Source organism: Fodinibius roseus, assembly GCF_900129315.1.
GTDB lineage: Bacteria > Bacteroidota > Rhodothermia > Balneolales > Balneolaceae > Fodinibius > Fodinibius roseus.
On sequence record NZ_FQUS01000016.1, the window covers coordinates 93,050 to 111,388 of the forward strand.

The following is an 18,339-nucleotide window of genomic DNA, read 5'->3' on the forward strand; positions in this document are numbered from 1 at the left end:
AAATCTAACTCTGTCTAGGTTGGTAATTTAAAATCTACTAACTTAGGCAAATCATGACACAAAAAGAACTAGATAAACTACAAGAAAAAGCGTTGGCTCAGCTTAAATCAGGTTGTAAGCTTCCCTAAAAGTTGACCGTTTGAAAGTAGATAAAATTCACTACTGAGCCCCTAGCTGTAAGTGCGTCTCATTTCACTTTCATTACCATCAATGTCATATCATCTTGCACCGTATTCATCTTGGCCCATTCTTCAGCTGCCCTCGACAGGTGCTCGATGATTGTACGGGGCGCTTCCAGCGCGACATCTTGAAGCAGAGACTTGATACGGTCTTCCCCAAAAAACTCGCGCCGCTCATTCCTCAGTTCCATGAGTCCGTCACTCATCAGTAGAAAAATATCACCTTTATACAATGCCACTTCTATTGATTGATACGGAAAATCCGGAAATCCGCCCAGTGGCATGCCCTTGATCACAATCTCTGTGACCTTGTTGTCGGCAATACTGTAATGGTAGGTGTATGGCATGCCTGCAGACGTTATCAGGAGCCGTTCTGGAGTTACTTTCGCAATAGTCATCGCCATATACATATTGCGAAACCCTAACATCTTAAGGGCGCGTGACATCTCCTGTAATATGCGGATAGGATCCGGACGTGGGGCAAGGGAGTCAAACAGCATTTTGGTGGCTGTGACGATAGTCCCCGCTTTCAGTCCATGCCCAGTAGCATCTCCAATAGCAACCGTGAGTGTGTCATCGGAATCGACCAGAAAATCGTAATAATCGCCGCCGACTTCATACGCCGTATTCATGCACACTGCAATATCCAGATATGGAAGCTGCGGAATGCTTTTCGGGAGCATGGCAAGCTGAAGCTGACGCGCGTCCTCCAGGTCATTTTTCATGCGGCGGTTCGCCGCCTCAAGCTTCTTCGCAGTTGTGCGCAATGACTCTTCCGAAGTCTTGCGTATTGTAATATCAGATTGAATGCCAATAAAATGGGTCACATTATCATTGGGGTCGAGCACAGGAGTGATGGACAGATTGTTCCAGAACGGGGTGCCATCTTTTCGGTAATTCAGGATCTCCACCGTACACGCCCGTTGTTCCTTGACGGCCTTCCTGATTGTCTTCACTGTATTGGGATCCGTATCAGGTCCCTGCAAAAACCGACAATTCTTGCCCAGCACAGTATCGATCGGATAACCTGTCAGATTCTCAAAGCCGCTATTTGCATAAATAATCGGATTGTCAGGGAGTAGGTTGTCCGAGATGGTGATACCTTCAGCCACGGCAGAAATTGCCCGTTCCTTTAAGGACAACTGCTCTATGAGCGGTTTGTCATCCAGGAAACGAATATTGGAATTCTGTTTTCTATTGGGCATTAGGATGTGCCGGAGTATGGGTGGTCGTGAAGAGTAGCTTGCACCATATAATTGGAGTTCGAGACGATAATCAGGAATCTGGAACCGTCGGGGGAAAAGTCCTGACGATTGCCTCTCGCTACCGGAATATCGCTGAGATTTCTTGTATTCATATTAAGTGATTTGCCAGTAGCCAGAGATTCACCGATACTGTTGATGTCCAATCACAGTCCGACAGTGAACCCGATGACTACTTAACTCCTCAGTATAGGCATTTTGTGCCGCATTGACAACATTATAGGACACCGGCCCAAACACACGCAGGCTAAACTTCACCCCAGCAAACTCCTCACCGTCACTACGCACTGAAGGGCGGATCCAACGCGCTTTCTACCGATGGCTCCGACGGTACAGCTCCGGCAGATTAAGCACAATGTCGTTATCCTGCGCGGTCGGTCTTCCCAATTTGTCACAGTTTTTGAGGCTGGTTTTTTGCTTCTCTTTTATTTTGTAAGAGCTCCAGGGGTTCGGGCTTAATTTGTGGTCAGCTTTTTTCGGGTTCCGGGGCGGAACCAGTGCCCTTTTCTGGCCTAGCGTCCCTGCCATCCTCGTCCATTTCGTGTTCCTGATTTTGTGGAATATTTCCAGGTGCTTCTTGCCGTTTTCCCAAAGCCCATCTTTCGTTTTGTCTTGACCGCCCCTTAACATTCAACCATCAGCAAGGTTTGGTTTTCTGCTTCTATATCGTCACTGCTGTTTTGCAAGTTTTGTTGTCCCAGCATTTTTTGGGCATTGATGTGTCAAAAGATACCATTGACTGTTGGTTGCGTCCCCGCGGGGAATACAGCCCCCGGAAGGCTTCCAGCGACTGCACCGGTGGCTAAGCTCCCACAACTGCCCCCAACAGCACACCATCATCTATATTGAAGATACTGGCATTTACAGCGACCGCCTGTTGGCTAGCCTATCCCGACAGGGCTGGAAATGCGCCCTGCTTAAAACCACTGCTACTAAGAAAGTAGCCCCGGAACACCATCGCAAAGACGATCGCTTTGATGCCCGCCTGCTGGCCGAGTATGGCGATCGCTACGCTGATCAGATTGTAAGCTTCCCGATTTTGAGGATCGCCACTACCATAAGGTGGATACGGCGTATGAGCATTTCGAGGAAAGAATGTAAACTGGCTGGCCTGCAGATGCCGGCCAGCGCCGATGAGGTACCGTAGCAGAACTATTTACATAAAAAAACCCTGCGGCCGGATGCCCAACCTGGCCGTAGCTGTAATGCCCTGAGAGTAATGTCTCAGGGTATTACTATATGGGGGGGGTAGGGTTTAACCCAATTCTTTAGGATTCTCTCAGAATAGCCCCCGCCTTTTTGAACCAGGGTCTGCAAGTAACCACATTTATTTATTTCTCCATCATAAATCGGTCCCCCCATCATATAAAAGCACCCCCCGCCATCAAAAGCCGGATTTTTAATAATATGAAATTTTCAATTAGCTCTTATAGAAATTTAAGAAAACAATTCATTTTCAAGGATTCTAAAAAATAAACTTTACAGCAGGCAGCCACCTTCACAACACAGAAAAAAATGGGACAATTATTTTATCGGCTAGTATAAAGAAGGTTTATTCGGATTATTTACCCAGGGCAGGAATGATCTCGTCGAGTAAATACAGAAACATCTCTCTTACCGTGATAACTACAAACTAAACTATAAGTTCGCTCCGATTTAATGCTAATTTCTGAACTCCCGGAAAAATATAAAAGGTTAGCTAATAAAAGAAAGGCTGAATATGGTATAAACCCCGAAGCCGACACCCTCCTGAACGCCTTTGATTGGTTAAAGACTCCAGAGCCAGAGCGCTTTTGGCGCAAATGCCACATTGCATCAGATGTTTTCACTCTTCCGAAATTACCTGAGGATAAATCTTAAATTTGTTAAGTAATTTGGGATATCAAAAGCTTGGACATCTTCGTTATTCATTTTACTAATGGATTGCACTGTCCAACAACGAACCTTTATGGTAATGGGCTCCAACTTATCTTTTGATCTCCTGCTCTCGCGAATTGATGATTTCTATCATACCCATGGATATTATCCCAACGTTAAGGTAAGCATGGCTTTCTGGGAAAATAATGCCCGTAATATTGCGCAATTAGCCAACAAATACATTGAGATTACTGTAACAAAAAACCTTAGAGCTAAAGATAGCTTCCTCCTGGAAGGAATGGAAGAGCAAAGCTCAGTTATTGATACACTTTTCGATCTCAAGTCACAAGTTGATACCTGGATCATGGAAGGGAAAGGCCATTGGCCCGTTCGCTGCAAAGCTATGAACGTCGCTGTGTATATTCCTATTCAACTATTTGCGATTGTTCCTGGTGAGGCCACAATAAAAGGGCTGGATTTAGATAAAAACTTCCCCGGCACACCGAAAGGGGAGCATATATTAGTTTTGACAAGGGATTAATTAATTTCTCAAAAAATATTGTAAGGATTCCCTCCGAGGTGACTACTTCATCTTACTACTGTGAGGATAGCGCCATACATACCCCTAATCTACTCAATATAGCCCTCTACTTCTTTTAACGGAATCCTGCAGGTAACTGTTGTGCCTGTTTCTCCTATATTAGGTGTGGTTTTTATTTCAAACGTGCCTCCAATTAGCTCTATGCGGTAGCGCATTATATGAATACCCATTCCATCTTCTGTATCTTCTGAAACTTCCAATCCCATCCCGTCATCCTCAATAGTCATATAAAGAAACTGATCGTCGACATTCAAGACAATTTTGATATTATTGGCCCCGCCATGTATAGCGGCATTTTTGGCAGCTTCACTGCCGACCCGGTACAGGTTTGTGGCTGTTTCAATGTCATCTATATTTTCCTTCCCTCTTCGGGGACATCCTCGCGCTTAACCGGTTCACTGACATCGAGAGGCTCAATCTCTCTGATTTTTCGAAACACGATGCACATAAGATCGTTGGGGGAACCCTGCTCTTTTACCCTGTGCAGATTTATCTCAATCATATGTGATTCTCCGTTTAACACTGCTGGTACTTGCTTGCATATAGGCAGATCGGTTTCTTCTTTTTTAGCTTGATAAAACATATTACGCAGCGGATGACGCAGCTCGGGAATGATCATATCAAAAATATTCTGGCTGGGCTTGCCCTCCGGATAATTTAAATACGTTTGCATTCCCGCTGTAGAATGCAGGACCTCCTCATTCTCATTAATAAGTACACTGGGCGGGCCATACTGCTGGGTTATCAGCTGCTGATGGAGTTCTTTTATATTAACCCTATCCTTGGAAGGTTTTTGCCGAGAACGGGTATTGAAGGGTCTGTTTTTGTTGAATTGCAACGGAATATCCTGCAGACTCCTCTTAGTATAGCTGGTTCGCTTCTGATATATCTTATACTTATTAGCTACAGCCTTAAACTGTTCGGTAGCTTTAAGATTGGAACCGGAACTTCCCAGCCACAAATATCCACCCGGGGTCAATGAATAATGAAACAGATTAAATACTTGGCTCTGCAGTTCATTGTTTAGATAAATCAGCAGGTTGCGGCAGGAAATCAGATCAAGGTTTGAGAAAGGAGGATTTTTGAGCAGGTCATGAGGAGAGAACAGGATCATGGCCCGGAGCTCCTCTTTAACCTGGTATTCATGGTTATCCTTTGTGAAAAAACGCTGAAGTCGTTCTGGCGTCACATCGTCCGCAATAGATTCAGGATATCGTCCCGCGCGCCCTGTCTGCAATGCCTGTTCATCGATATCAGTAGCAAAAATCTTTATTTCGGGAGGTTGATCTATATTTTCGGCATGCTCCCTCAGCAGCATGGCAATAGAATAGGCCTCCTCTCCGGTAGCGCAGCCCGGCACCCAAACACGCAGTTCTTCATCGGGATCCATACCTTTGAATAATTCAGGAATCACCTTTTGCTTCAATGCCTTAAAAGCTTCCCGATCCCGGAAAAAATGGGTTACACTGATCAACAGATCTTTGAACAACTCCTTTGACTCATCATCCTGGGTATCTAAAATACCCAGGTACTCCGAAAGAGATTGGACATTATGAACATGCATCCGCCGTTCGATGCGTCGCAGTACGGTGGTTGTTTTATACTGCTGGAAATCGTGGTCCGTGTCTTTCCTGACCTTCTCTAAAATATCATAAAGCACTTCCTGTTCCTCTTCTGATAATTCATCGGGTTGTGAAGAAATGCGAACCGCCGAAAGATTTTCCCTGTAATCCATCAAGGCCTGAGGCATCCTGTTAATAGCAAGGATCTTATCTGCCAGTCCCGTATCGATAGCGCTTTGGGGCATCCCGCCGTATTGGGCCTCCCCGGGATCCTGAACAATAATTAACCCGCCCTCTTCCTTGATCGCCTTTATGCCCAGTACTCCATCTTTTCCTGTTCCCGACAGGGTGATACACACGGCTTTATTTCCTTTTGCTTTCCCCAGAGAGCGATAAAGTTGATCAACCACGTGCGGTGGGTGCTCACTAGAATCCAGCTCCGACAATTCAATGTGATTATCTTTTACCAGAAGATTCTTTTTAGGCGGTATGACATACACACAATCGGCTTTTATTTCTGTTTTACCGGTTACCTGCAGGACCTCCAAAGCAGTATGATGTTGCAACAGCTCTGGCATACTGCTTTTATGGTCTGGTGACAGGTGAACAGCCACGATAAAAGCCATGCCGGTTTTCTCAGGAAGAGACCCGAAAAATAATTTCAGGGCTTCCAACCCGCCGGCCGAGGCACCAATGCCTACGACTAAAAACTCATCCTGATCGACATTTTTATTATCTTTCATCTGATAAAGTTTAAAGAAATTAAATAATGGTGAGTCAATAGATTAATTATTGCCCTAAGTAATTTTTGTCAAATCAGGCGGGGTATGATTTGACCAGAAAGTAACATAGTTAACCTTATTTAGAAAATGTATTAAAAGCTCAGTATCTTGTGAAACGAATGACTTAGAGAGATTGATTTCTAATCTGCTTTAGCAACACCCTGCGCGATTACCAGAACGTTTATTTTTGAAGAAAAATTCTTTTGCCGATCCGTGAAGTCTTTCACAATTTTGATAATATTATGGTTACCCGCTCATCTTATGAGGCTCAATATAAACATACTATTAAATCAGGGATTTATTTATCAGAGAGTCGACATAATTCTTTAGCTTTCACATTCCTTGGTGATCGCAATCATTAAAAAAAAAGCCGATAACTACTCAAGATATGGATTTAACACAGCACAAAATTACAGCAAAAAATATAATCAGAAATCCCTCTCCTTCACGATTTTATGAGGAAGTTATTAAATACGATCCTGGGTCAGCTATCACAAACAAGGGGGCTCTGGTTGTACGATCAGGCGAACGTACAGGAAGAAGTCCCGCTGACAAAAGAGTGATTACAACCGAGGGGATCAAAGACGATATATGGTGGGGAAATATTAATATTCCGCTTGATGAACATACCTTTAAGATCAACCATCAAAGAGCAACCGACTATCTGAATACCAGAGAACGACTCTATGTACTGGATGGTTTTGCCGGTTGGAACCCAGAGCATCGGCTTAAGGTTCGCATAATTGCAGAAAGGCCTTATCACGGTCTGTTCATGCATAATATGCTGATTCGCCCTACCAAGGAGCAATTAGCAAATTTCGGCGAACCTGATTTTGTAGTCTACAATGCCGGTAAGTTCCCCGCTAATAAATTCACCGCGGGTATGACTTCGGATGCAAGCGTGGACATTAATTTCGATCGTCGGGAGATGGTTATTCTTGGAACAGAGTATGCCGGAGAAATGAAAAAAGGCATTTTTACCGTCATGAATTATCTAATGCCGAAAAAAGATGTCCTTCCTATGCACTGCTCGGCAAACGAAGGCAATGATTCTAGCGATGTGGCACTGTTCTTTGGGCTCTCCGGTACCGGTAAAACAACGTTGTCAGCGGACAGTGACCGTAAGCTAATCGGCGACGATGAACACTGTTGGAGCGATAAAGGTATTTTTAACATTGAGGGTGGTTGCTACGCCAAGACCATTGATCTTTCCAAAGAAAAAGAACCCGAAATTTACAGTGCAATTAAATTCGGCACGGTTCTCGAAAATGTAGTCTACGATCAGGATACAAGAGAAGTGGATTATGAGGATACATCAATTACCGTAAATACGCGAGCATCGTACCCAATTGAACATATTTCAAACGCCAAAATTCCGTGCGAAACCGGTCATCCGGGAAATATCATTTTTCTTACCTATGATGCGTTTGGTATTCTTTCCCCGGTAAGTAAGCTTACACCGGAACAAGCCATGTATCACTTCATTAGTGGATACACAGCCAAAGTAGCCGGTACCGAAATGGGAGTTACAGAACCTAAAGCTACATTTTCTGCTTGCTTTGGCGCAGCATTTCTTGCATGGCCTCCTGCCAGATATGCCGAATTGTTAGCCGAGAAGATTCGAAGGCACAACGCTAATGTATGGTTGGTGAACACCGGATTAACTGGTGGTCCGTATGGAGTGGGAAGCCGTATAGATCTTAAAAATACCCGCTCCATTATCGATGCAATCCACTCCGGCAAGCTGGATCATGTAACTACTGAGAAAGACCAGGTTTTTGGGGTTGAAATACCCACCGAATGTCCAGGTGTACCATCAGAAATCCTTCTGCCGCGTAGTACCTGGGATAACGCCGAGGATTACGATGCTCAAGCTAAAAAACTCGGGAATCTCTTTATAGAAAACTTTGCCCAGTATAAAGAGGAAAGTAGTGAAGATATTTACAAGGCAGGACCCAATGTTGAAGGAACAGCTAATTAATCAGCTGTTTTTGAAGTTTGGGAATCACTCCGGGGAGCTTGGATTTTCTCAAAATGCAGAAATTGAGTGTCTGGTTCGGGACTTCCGTAATGATCGACAGAGCCTGGAGACTGTTAACTCAACCGATTTACTGCAACACATTGAACAAAAGGAAGTGGTCGTTATAGACGTCCGGCCCAAAGAATAGTATCGGGAAGGACATATTGCCAACGTCATTTCCATTCCAAAAGGAGAGCTTACGAGTCGGCTTAAAGAACTGCCCAAAGATAAAGAATCATCGCCTACTGTCGCGGTCCCAAGTAGTGAATTTTCTCAACTTTCAAACGGTCAACTTTCGGGTAAGCTTACAGACTGAAATAAAAAAGTGCGAACCTGGAAAGGACCAAGTTCACACTTCAGGGATGCCTGGCTCCCCGGGTAGGATTCGAACCTACGACCGATCGGTTAACAGCCGATTGCTCTGCCACTGAGCTACCGAGGATTATATAAATTTTGAATGCCCGGAATACACATCACGTCCCGCTGCTCACGGTGACGACAGCCACTGGTACTGTTAAGGATGACTGTCTCGGGTCTTTCGCTACGCAGCATCTCAATCCTGCGAAACGTGTTTCAAATGGAGCACAAATATAATTATTTATATCTACTTAAGTCAAGATTTTTTTCGATCTTTTTGAAATCAATCCTTTCTGTGTACAAAATCGGTCATACGTGGCATAGACAGCTGGATCTGCTTTCAAAGAGTCGACATGCAACCCGTTCCGAATGTTTTCGTCAATTGTTATAAAGCGGTGAAATAACGTCTTGTGTAATAGCTCAGGCCACACTCACCTACTCAAACTTAAAGGCAATGCATCTTGTTCTCATTTTTTCTAAACAACATTTATTATTACCTTAAGCAATCGATTGCACAATCTAAAAACTTGACGGGCTATAATAATTAAATAATCATACAGACTCATTTTTTCATGAATAAACTATTCGACTTATCCGGCAAAACAGCAATTGTAACAGGCGGTAATGGCGTATTGGGCGGCGCCATGGCAGAAGGTATTGCCCGGGCCGGTGCCAGGGTTGCCATTTTGGGCCGCACCGAAGAAACCGTCAACCGGCAGGTTGAGACGATTGAACAAAACGGCGGGGAGGCCCTGCCGCTGTATGCCGACGTTCTAAACACCTCCGATCTGAGAGCAGCTAAACAAAAGGTGCTGGATGAATGGGGACAGATTGATATTCTGATTAATGCTGCCGGCGGGAATATTGCAGGCGCCGTTATTAACCCGGATCAGTCATTCCTGGATCTGGATGACAAATCGTTTGAAAAGGTAGTGGACCTTAATTTCCATGGTACATATCTGCCGACGAAAATCTTTAGCGAGCCGATGATTGAAACAGAAAAAGGAACCATCATAAATATTTCCTCCATGGCGGCCCAGAAAATTATCAGCCGGGTCATCGGCTACTCAGCCGCAAAAGCTGCAATCGATAACTTTACGAAGTCGCTGTCTGTTGAACTGGCCAATAAACACGGGGAAGGATTGCGCGTTAATGCTATAGCTCCCGGCTTTTTTATCGGGAAGCAAAACAGGGACCTGCTACTGAAGGGAGACGGGTCCTTAACCGACCGGGGACAAACGATCGTGGATCACACCCCGATGGATCGTTTTGGCGAAGCGGAAGAACTAATCGGGACCGCCGTCTGGCTTGCCAGCGACGCCTCGAAGTTCGTTACGGGGACCATCATACCGGTTGATGGTGGATTTAGTGCTTACAGCGGGGTTTAGTTGCCCAAAAATAACGGTTCGATATGGCGGGTATAAAGGTTTTGAGTCACCCTGCGGCCAACTTCCTCCCTGTTTTCCCGCAGTAACCGGATGAACTCATCGCCTTCTTCCGCCGCTATTTTATACGAACAGTGTAGGAACTGGCGCAGCTGGGAATCAAAGGCGGGATCTTCCGGGTTATGTTCCAGCTTTGAAGCAATGGTTTGCCCGGACCACCCGGAAAACCTGTCGGGGGCAGGCAGCTGGGATTGGTCAATGGATATCACAGGTGCATACGGACCCGTCAGCTCGTCATATCTTCCATAAGCTTCCTCGTATATTTCCTTTACCATGGACAACCCCTGAGGCCCGGCCTCTGCCAGTCCGATAAGCTCTTCCAGCCAGGTAGTGCCGGAGGTCTTGAGATGAACGCCGGCCTCATGCTTATCCAGCAGCCGGCGAATATGCGGGTACAGCGAGAACTTGTCACTGCCCGAGTGAATACTCAGTTTCAGGCTTTCCGGCAGATTAAAGGTATCTACCGCGTGAGCTATCACCAGAAGATCCTGTTCAAACTCTTTGATAAACTGATCCAGTTCCCCTACATAATCCACTCCTTTATAAAAATCACCGGTAAACTTCGGTGCAACCGTATGGATGGTTATGCCCTTTTCGGCTGCGGTTTTTAAAATAAAATATAATTCGAGGGGGGTTTGGGGCGTTTCAACCTCATCCATCGAAATTTCATAAACGGCCTGACCCTCTTTTCGATCCCGGATATATTCAAATATCTCACCGGCCTGGTTGATGGCGCGCAGATACTGATCGGCCCAGTCGGACAAGTATTGATCCGTGACCTTGAACTCTTTATCGATGCCCGGAATAGCTATGGTCCCAATAAGATCGGCATTTCGCCGGATAAAGGTCTCGTTATCATCCGGATCACACTTCTCCCCAATATAATCGGCTACATCGATGGTAAAGAAATCTGAACAGGCAATATAGGGATCCACAATTTCCCTGGTAATATGGTCCGCGTCTACGCAATAGGGGCCGTCCCAGCTTAACCTGGCAACGGCATTATCCGCTTCCTCGCGGACATCCGGGGGGGTAGTGCCAATAATTTCATGTTCCCGGTGGGATTTATTCCATACCGGGGTGATTTGAACGCCGGAGTCAGCTTTTGCTTTTTTAATTGCTTTTAATTGGGCCTCTCCTTGCTGTCCGAACCGGTCACCGGTCCCGAGTGAATATCTTCCAAGCATAAATAGATAATATATGAATTAAGATTTGCAGGTAATAAATCTGTTGAACATTTAATGAGAACGCTCTGCAGAAATGCTGTTAAGAATGCTCTCCCCGGCCAGAGCGTTACAGGCCGGAGAAGAACATACGACGAATTAACCTACTACCCTTATACCTTGGGCTCCCATCCCGGCTCGTATTCCCGGTCCCACAGCTTCATGGCCTCCCGGTCGTTGATACGGCCATCATCCGTGTTAACGTCCAGCGGCTTTCCTGTACGGGACGAGATGTTGGCCAGGTGACACAAGTGGACACTCTTGGCTCCCTCGTCGATCGGAGAGTTTTGCTGGGTGGCTGTCCCCCGGATGGTATCCAGGAAGTTGACCACGTGCCGGGTAGACATGCTCCCCCCTCCTCCAAGAGCCGTACCCTGTTCATCGCCGCCGGCCGATTCTTCCCGTACAAGATCGCCGTCCCGGTCATACAGCCGGTATTCACCGCGGTTGACAAACACCGATCCCTCCGTCCCGTATATAATCGTTCCACGGCCGGAACCGTAGGTCTGCAGTCCATTCCGGCTTTTGCCATCCCAGTTTATTACTTTATCATCCGGAAAACGGAATGTCGCATACATCGTATCATACATCGTCCAGCCGTCATCCGGGTAGTGTTGCTTCGCGGCATCTACGATAACCTTCTCGGGATAGTCAACCTGCAGAGCCCACCGGGCGATATCGACTTCGTGGGTAGCATTATTGCCGGTTTCGGCGGTGCCCCACTTCCAGCCGTACCAGTGCCAGTTATAATCCCATGTATTGTGATGATAGTCCTCCCGGGGCGCCGGACCCTGGAACAGCTCCCAGTTTAAGTCGGACGGCGGATCCTGCCGGACAGGATTGGGGACTTCTCCCCGGCCGTTACTGTAAAAAGCCACCGCCTTGTAGGGTTCCCCGATAACGCCATTGTGAATTTCACCAATGATCTCTATCGTATGTGCGGCCGAACGCTGCTGGTTGCCCATCTGGACGACTTTGTCATATTTCTGCTGGCCGCGTACCAGCAGCTCACTTTCCGCCGGATTATGGCTGCACGGCTTTTCCACGTACACGTGTTTGCCGGCCTCCATGGCCATCAACGCGCCGGGAGCATGCCAGTGATCAGGGGTGGCGTTGAACACAGCGTCCACCTCCGGATCCTCAAGCACTTCCCGGATGTCATCGGTCAGCTCGGGCGTATAAGAGAGCTCACCTTTCAAGTCTTCCGCTACCCGGTCGCGCTGGCTTTTCTTAACATCACAGATATAAGCCAGTTCGGTATTGTACGGTTTCGACAGGCTCTCGTAATAGGCCCCGACCCGACGCCCGCATCCCATAAAAGCCACACGAATGCGGTCGTTCGCTCCAAGAACCCTTCCGTAACTTTTGGCCGATAATCCCAGGGCAAGTCCACCGGCTCCCAGTGCTGTCTTTTTGATAAAATCTTTTCGTGATCCCATAATTATTTTTTTAAATGTTAGATAAATTGATTTTTTACAGCTCGCGCACCTTGATACTCCGGTAACTAACTTCGTTTCCGTGATCCTGCAACAGGATGGGTCCCTGCGGCCAGCGAGCAAAATTTTCCCATTTCTGGTATTTGCTGTAGGCCACCAGTGCCGCAAACATTTGCGAAAAGCGGTCGTACTCCACCACTTTTTGATTATTTAGCCAGTGCTCCACCTTTCCGTCCTCGGAGACAATACGCGCCTTGTTCCAGCTGCCTACCCCGTTGAACGGCTTGCCTCTGCCGGGAACCGAAAGATTTTTGGCCGTAATCAGGTCGTAGAGCGACCCTACCGTCCGGTTGCCTTCAACGCCCTTCTTGGCGTCCGGGTGGTTTTCATCATCGAGGATCTGGAATTCCGCTCCGATAGCGGATCCGGCGCCCTTATTGAGATCGGGATCCACAAAATACTTGATGCCGCTGTTGGCTCCTTCCGTAATCTTAAATTCAAGCTCCAGCTCGAAATCACTGTATTGGTCCCTCGTCACAATGTCGCCCGGGCCTGTAGCTTCACCGCCGTCGGTCTCCTGGACCGTCAGCACACCATCATTGATCTCCCATCCGCTCTCAGGGAAATCATCCAGCTTTGCCCCGCGCCAGCCTTCCGGTGTTTCTCCGTCCCAGAGCAATCGCCATCCGTGCTTTTGTTCCCACTCGGTGAGCTCATTTTTCAGATAGCTAATCTGCCGGACCTGGGGATCGGGCGTTGTGCGATGCTCTTCCAGGTTAGAAGTGAGAATGCGAATATTTTTCCACTTTATCTGTGCTCCGACCAGGCTCTCATCGTGGATGGAATGCACCTGCAGCCCTATGAATCCCTCAGAGGTCATATCATCCACCAGCCGGCTGCACTGTACCCCGTTGATCCAGGTATTAATCGTCGAGCCGATCGCTTCCACGCGGATAGTATTCCACTGTCCCACACGGAATGCGGCTCCACCCTTTTTGTTCCCTGCGAGCGGATAGAGCCAGCCCCGTCGGGCTTCGTCGTAGATACCGCCGCTCCACGCGCGCTCCGAGGGATCCAGTTCCACCTGATAGCCATGCACGCGGCCGTCGCGGTAATCAGGATCGCTGTTGCTGCGAATCTGCACGCCGCTGTTAATCTGGGTGTCCAGGTACACCTCGTATTCCAGGATAAAATCACCATACTCTTCGTTTGTTGTCAGAAAGGAATTGGGCGTGTCAGGCACCGCTTCACCCACGATCGCCCCGTCTTCGACAAAATATTCGGCTTCACCCCCCAGCTGGGTCCACCCGTCCAGGCTTTCGCCAGTGATAAGTTCCTGCCAGTTATCCTGGGCCTGTAGCGGACCGGTTATAAACAAAAGCAATCCTATAAATTGCAAAACCCTAATTTTAAATAATCGCATTATTAGATTTTATTTATTTTCATAATTCTGTTAGTTAATTACCACCATGATACAAATTATGAAAGGTTTTTTCGATATAAATTTTAATTTATACTCAGTCTCTCATTTCAGGGCTCCAGAACCCGATAAGGTTCCTTCATAAGGTCCGCAGTGCTGCTCTTCAGATAGCATCTTTCACCCGTCCAATAGTTATATACCAACTACCTTTTCGAGCCGCCCGCTAAATCAACTCTTCAGGCAATACTGTCTTCCATACGCTCACTCTTGGTACAACTTCCCCGGGCCCAATCACCCGTCCCCTGGGGGAAAAGACCCTAACCCTCGGATTCTGTCGGAATTAGCAGACTCTACTGCGGGTCTTGCCGGCTCCTCGTATTCGAAGTTTTGAGCTATCTGCTTCCAGCCTGCGTCTCCTTATAAAATCATCACTCGAGAATGGCCGAATCCGACACGTCTTCTCCAAGCTCTAACTGGCTCACCGGGATGTCCCCCGGCGAAATAGCACCCGAATACATTCCTTCCACAAAGATCGGCACTCCTTCAGTATGATCAATGAGATTAACATCCCGGAGGGTCAGCTCATAGACATCATTCGCAACAAAAGCGCGGGCTTCGGAGCTTATATCTACATTTTTCAACGTCAGGTTCTTAACGCGGGTGATGCGGGCACCCTGGTCGGCGTTGACGACCGACACATTCTCCAGGGTAATATTTTCCAGCCATTTCTCAGGCAGTCCCACCAGTTCAATCGGTTCGGGAACCCCGTCGATAGTGATGTTGCGAATATTGATATTGCGGATCAGCGGAGTGGGACCCGTAAGCCCGGGGCCTGAATAATAGGAATTGAAGTTGATGGCCTGGCTTTCGATATCCTTCATATCAATATCACGGATATAAATATTCTCAATCACATTGCCCCGGCCCCGTTCGGTTTTAAACCGTATACCCCGGTCGGTCCCCTCGAAATAGGCGTCATGCACATATACGTCCCTGATACCGCCGGAGGTTTCACTGCCGAATACGATGCCCCCGCTGCCGGTACGCACATTACGGGCTTCAAAATTGCGGACTACGATATTCTGGGTAGGGATATCTATCTCCAGGCCTTCTTCGTTGACACCGGATTTCAATACGACGGCGTCATCACCCGTTTGGAAGTGGTTATACTCAACCAGCACGTCGCTGGCGGAATCCAGTACCACGCCGTCGCCATTGGGCGCCCGCAAGCTGTTGACGGTGACATCCCGGACAATAGCCTTGTTGCTGTACACCAGGTGGACATTCCACATGGGCGAATCCTTCAGCGTAATGCCTTCCACCAGTATATTTTCAGACTTCCAGAAAATCATGAAATTTGGGCGCATGCCCTCCAAACCCGCTCCTTTTCCGTAGGCGCGTCGCGACAGCGGCACCTTGGTTACCTCCGTCCGGTCACCGAAATCATTGCTGTGCTCCTCGAACCATTCCCACCAGTGGTCCCCCTGTGCATCCAGGGTTCCCTCACCCGTCACTGCCACGTTTTCGAGTTTGTACGCATAAATCATCGGGGAATAATTGTATGCTTCAACCCCTTCATGCCGCTGTCGAACCACGGGCAGGTAATCTTCCCTGTCCGTACTGAAGTAAACCACAGCGTTATCCGCAATATGCAGATTTATATTGCTCTCAAGATGGATGGGAGCGGTAAACCACTCGCCCCCGGGAATTAACACCTTTCCCCCGCCCGCCCGGCGGGCAGCTTCAATAGCTCTGTGAATGGCCGCAGTGTTTTCAAAGGGATCATCCCCTTCCATTTGCCGTGCACCATAATCCCGGATATCAAAAGTGGTATCCGGAAATGACGGGCGTTCGAGATCCGCCATTTCAAAAGGAGCATCAACGGGGGCGATATCAACCGGCACTTTCTTATCCTGGGCCAGCAACACTTCCGTCTGCCAAACACATATAGTCATCAGAAAAAACAATCCTAAACAAGCCTTCTCAAAAAATCCTGCATCTGTATTTTTTTGCGCTGGTTTTAACATAGCTTCTGACGAATTACATTAAACTTATACAAATCAAAAACCAATTCTGCTTCTTTTCCCTGTTAGACGTCCCATCCTCATATCAACTTTTCAAAATGGAATAATAATTTCGGTCGAGCCTCAGCATTCTCCATGTTTACTATATGGATATTACCTCACAATACCTGTCAGAATTGATGTGTAATATTTTTGCGCAATCGTTTGCACATACAATTATAACCATAATCATAAAATTTATGCAACTAAATCATCGTACTTCCTTCTCTCTCAGCATGGGATTCGAACGTTTACAAAGCTGTATCGCCAATCCCCACGGATCCCTCAGCATTACCAGGTGCGAGCCGTCCTCCAGTATCTCGTCGCTTATTTCTTCTGCACCGGCCTCGATTAATCGCTTTTTATCGGCTGCGGGCTCTTCGGAAACCAGCGCCAGGTGCATGATCAGCGGGTCCCTGTTATGATAATCCGGTACCTGGTCCGCCGGATTCTGATAAATCTCTATCATCACCCGCCCGCTGTCGTCCGCAAGAAACGTCATATAAGGCGGTTCTGTTTCCTGTTTTACAACCTCCAGCCCAAGATAAGCCACATACCAGTCGGCCATGGCGAGGGGCTCATTCACGTTCATTGCAAAGTGTTCTATCTTCATATCTTTTTAATTTTGAGAAGCCTTTGTAAAACAACTTTTTGGCCAATGTCTGCATTTTCATGCATTCAACGTCCTCACACATGCTTAACCCGGATTACTCACGAATCCTTATTTTGTCAAACTTTTGAGGTATTCAATACTTTTGGGGACTCGTTCCACGACTTCATGACTCTCATCTTCGATATAGTAATATTCAATATTCGTATCCTGTGCCGCTCTTAAAACCGCGGGGAAATCGATTTGCCCGGTCCCCAGCCGCACGTCATATTCTTCGGGAGCACTGCCTGAATAATCACCTTCTACGCCTTTTTTAAGATCCTTCAGATGCATCAACCGAAACCGGTCGGGATATTCTTGTAACAGCTCCACCGGATCCGCTCCCGGGTGTGCGGTCCAAAGCAGGTCCATTTCAAAACTGACGTATTCCGGGTCGGTATGTTCCACGATATAATCAAAGAGCGTTCCGTCTTCATAGGGTCGAAACTCATAGCCGTGATTGTGATAAGAGAAATAAAGTCCCGCTTCCCTTAACTCTTTTCCCGCCTGGTTAAAATCAGTGACCGTTTTCTTCGCATCTTCAATGGAAAAGGGCGACTCATGGGGGATCCAGGCTATACGCACATGCTTGGCGCCGAGGGTGCGGGCATCTTCGACAACCTGTTCTGTGTCGTTGACAAGTGCATCGTACCCCACTCCATAAGAAGTGCATATGAGCCCGCGCTCATCCAGCATCCCGCGCAACTCTTCAGCCGTAGTCCCGAATAAACTGGAAAATTCAATATTGGTGAGTCCCATGCTCTTAATAAGATCCAGTGTCCCCGGCACATCTTCCTCGAACTGATTCCTAAAAGAGTAGGATACGACCCCGGGGTCAGGGAGCAGCTGCTGACCCTCCTGTGCCTGTACGGTTTCCATCTCCGGATTAACTAAACTTCCGAAAAGCAAAAAACAGATGCCTGCAATAATTCGACTAATCATAACCTGTATGCTGATATATGTTAAAAATTAAAAACCCTGGGAACCTGTCGGACCTGGGAAAATCTACAGCGAGTCCGGCGAATCTGGCCAGATTCCGGGGTCTTCTTGTTAAATAAGCCAACCATTCGCCTCAATAGTCCCCCAAAATAAGGCTCAAATCGTCTGCACCCTCTAAGTCCAGGATCCCGGGTTGACCTGTAATTACACAAAATAATCTGATATACAAAAAATTTACGCTCCTTTTTGGGAAAAAAACAATTTATTGATGTTTAATGGTTAAATTAAATACCCCCGAATATATAGCAGAACCGTATATCCTCAGTACAGAACCTTGAATCTATGAATATACCCACAGGAAGTAGATACCTGTTTTTCATAATTGTTGGTATATCCATCACCGCTTTATTTATCTATTTATCAGATAATGCGCATATAGCAAAGGTCGAACAAAACTTTCCCGGGAATGCTACTACTTTTGATGAGGGAAAAAGGCTATCCCAAAAATACTGCTCGGGTTGCCATTTATACCCAAAACCCTCGC

General features: G+C 47.0%; 15 protein-coding genes and 1 tRNA gene. 5 read left to right on the forward strand and 11 right to left on the reverse strand.

Features of this window, described 5'->3' with window-relative positions; all coding sequences use genetic code 11:
* Nucleotides 1-187: 187 nt before the first annotated feature.
* Together BUB16_RS14600 and BUB16_RS21595 are read right to left on the reverse strand one after the other, a co-directional pair.
* Entirely contained in the window at nucleotides 188-1,384 is a 1,197-nt protein-coding gene (locus BUB16_RS14600) for a PP2C family protein-serine/threonine phosphatase (RefSeq protein ID WP_073065997.1), read from the reverse strand.
* Nucleotides 1,384-1,536, reverse strand: coding sequence for a hypothetical protein (locus BUB16_RS21595; RefSeq protein WP_170864414.1), 153 nt, complete (start codon nucleotides 1,534-1,536; stop codon nucleotides 1,384-1,386). The genes BUB16_RS14600 and BUB16_RS21595 overlap by 1 nt, the downstream gene beginning before the upstream one ends.
* Before the next feature lie 647 nt (nucleotides 1,537-2,183).
* Here BUB16_RS21595 and BUB16_RS14610 point away from each other — a divergent pair.
* Both BUB16_RS14610 and BUB16_RS14620 read left to right on the forward strand, forming a co-directional pair.
* On the forward strand, nucleotides 2,184-2,588 hold the full coding sequence (locus tag BUB16_RS14610) for an IS110 family transposase (RefSeq protein ID WP_073066002.1): 405 nt from the start codon (nucleotides 2,184-2,186) through the stop codon (nucleotides 2,586-2,588).
* An 807-nt stretch (nucleotides 2,589-3,395) separates the two neighbouring features.
* The gene (locus tag BUB16_RS14620; protein WP_139240323.1) at nucleotides 3,396-3,839 is read left to right on the forward strand and encodes a hypothetical protein; all 444 of its coding nucleotides are present in this window, start codon (nucleotides 3,396-3,398) and stop codon (nucleotides 3,837-3,839) included.
* Between the two features lie 89 nt (nucleotides 3,840-3,928).
* Here BUB16_RS14620 and BUB16_RS14625 read toward each other — a convergent pair whose 3' ends face one another.
* A complete protein-coding gene (locus BUB16_RS14625) occupies nucleotides 3,929-4,252 on the reverse strand; it encodes a sensor histidine kinase (RefSeq protein ID WP_084088317.1) in 324 nt (107 codons plus the stop codon).
* Nucleotides 4,249-6,204 carry a CheR family methyltransferase gene (locus BUB16_RS14630; RefSeq protein WP_073066014.1) on the reverse strand — a complete coding sequence of 652 codons (1,956 nt, stop codon included), beginning with the start codon at nucleotides 6,202-6,204 and terminating at the stop codon, nucleotides 4,249-4,251. The genes BUB16_RS14625 and BUB16_RS14630 overlap by 4 nt, the downstream gene beginning before the upstream one ends.
* 427 nt (nucleotides 6,205-6,631) lie before the next feature.
* Between BUB16_RS14630 and pckA the strand changes: the two genes are divergently transcribed.
* Nucleotides 6,632-8,224 (forward strand): phosphoenolpyruvate carboxykinase (ATP), encoded by a 1,593-nt coding sequence (gene pckA / locus BUB16_RS14635; RefSeq protein ID WP_073066017.1) that lies wholly within the window; start codon nucleotides 6,632-6,634, stop codon nucleotides 8,222-8,224.
* A 10-nt stretch (nucleotides 8,225-8,234) separates the two neighbouring features.
* Nucleotides 8,235-8,411 carry a hypothetical protein gene (locus BUB16_RS21600; protein ID WP_170864415.1) on the forward strand — a complete coding sequence of 59 codons (177 nt, stop codon included), beginning with the start codon at nucleotides 8,235-8,237 and terminating at the stop codon, nucleotides 8,409-8,411.
* Nucleotides 8,412-8,630: 219 nt separating this feature from the next.
* Here BUB16_RS21600 and BUB16_RS14645 read toward each other — a convergent pair.
* Nucleotides 8,631-8,705: transfer RNA gene (locus BUB16_RS14645), tRNA-Asn, on the reverse strand.
* Nucleotides 8,706-9,192: 487 nt separating this feature from the next.
* Between BUB16_RS14645 and BUB16_RS14650 the strand changes: the two genes are divergently transcribed.
* Nucleotides 9,193-10,008: an SDR family oxidoreductase gene (locus BUB16_RS14650; protein ID WP_073066023.1), complete on the forward strand. Its 816-nt coding sequence runs from the start codon at nucleotides 9,193-9,195 to the stop codon at nucleotides 10,006-10,008.
* Here BUB16_RS14650 and BUB16_RS14655 read toward each other — a convergent pair.
* From BUB16_RS14655 to BUB16_RS14680, 6 genes are all read right to left on the reverse strand, one after another.
* Nucleotides 10,005-11,252 carry a tagaturonate epimerase family protein gene (locus BUB16_RS14655; protein WP_073066027.1) on the reverse strand — a complete coding sequence of 416 codons (1,248 nt, stop codon included), beginning with the start codon at nucleotides 11,250-11,252 and terminating at the stop codon, nucleotides 10,005-10,007. The two genes, BUB16_RS14650 and BUB16_RS14655, sit on opposite strands and share 4 nt — an antisense overlap.
* 149 nt (nucleotides 11,253-11,401) lie before the next feature.
* Nucleotides 11,402-12,727, reverse strand: coding sequence for a Gfo/Idh/MocA family protein (locus BUB16_RS14660; protein WP_073066031.1), 1,326 nt, complete (start codon nucleotides 12,725-12,727; stop codon nucleotides 11,402-11,404).
* A gap of 34 nt (nucleotides 12,728-12,761) precedes the next feature.
* Nucleotides 12,762-14,102, reverse strand: a complete 1,341-nt coding sequence (locus BUB16_RS14665) for a 3-keto-disaccharide hydrolase (RefSeq protein WP_211483193.1) — start codon at nucleotides 14,100-14,102, stop codon at nucleotides 12,762-12,764.
* Nucleotides 14,103-14,572: 470 nt separating this feature from the next.
* A complete protein-coding gene (locus BUB16_RS14670) occupies nucleotides 14,573-16,099 on the reverse strand; it encodes a glycoside hydrolase family 28 protein (RefSeq protein WP_084088323.1) in 1,527 nt (508 codons plus the stop codon).
* A gap of 319 nt (nucleotides 16,100-16,418) precedes the next feature.
* Nucleotides 16,419-16,820 (reverse strand): VOC family protein, encoded by a 402-nt coding sequence (locus tag BUB16_RS14675; RefSeq protein WP_073066041.1) that lies wholly within the window; start codon nucleotides 16,818-16,820, stop codon nucleotides 16,419-16,421.
* A gap of 108 nt (nucleotides 16,821-16,928) precedes the next feature.
* A complete protein-coding gene (locus BUB16_RS14680; protein ID WP_073066095.1) occupies nucleotides 16,929-17,735 on the reverse strand; it encodes a sugar phosphate isomerase/epimerase family protein in 807 nt (268 codons plus the stop codon).
* Nucleotides 17,736-18,339: the final 604 nt, after the last annotated feature.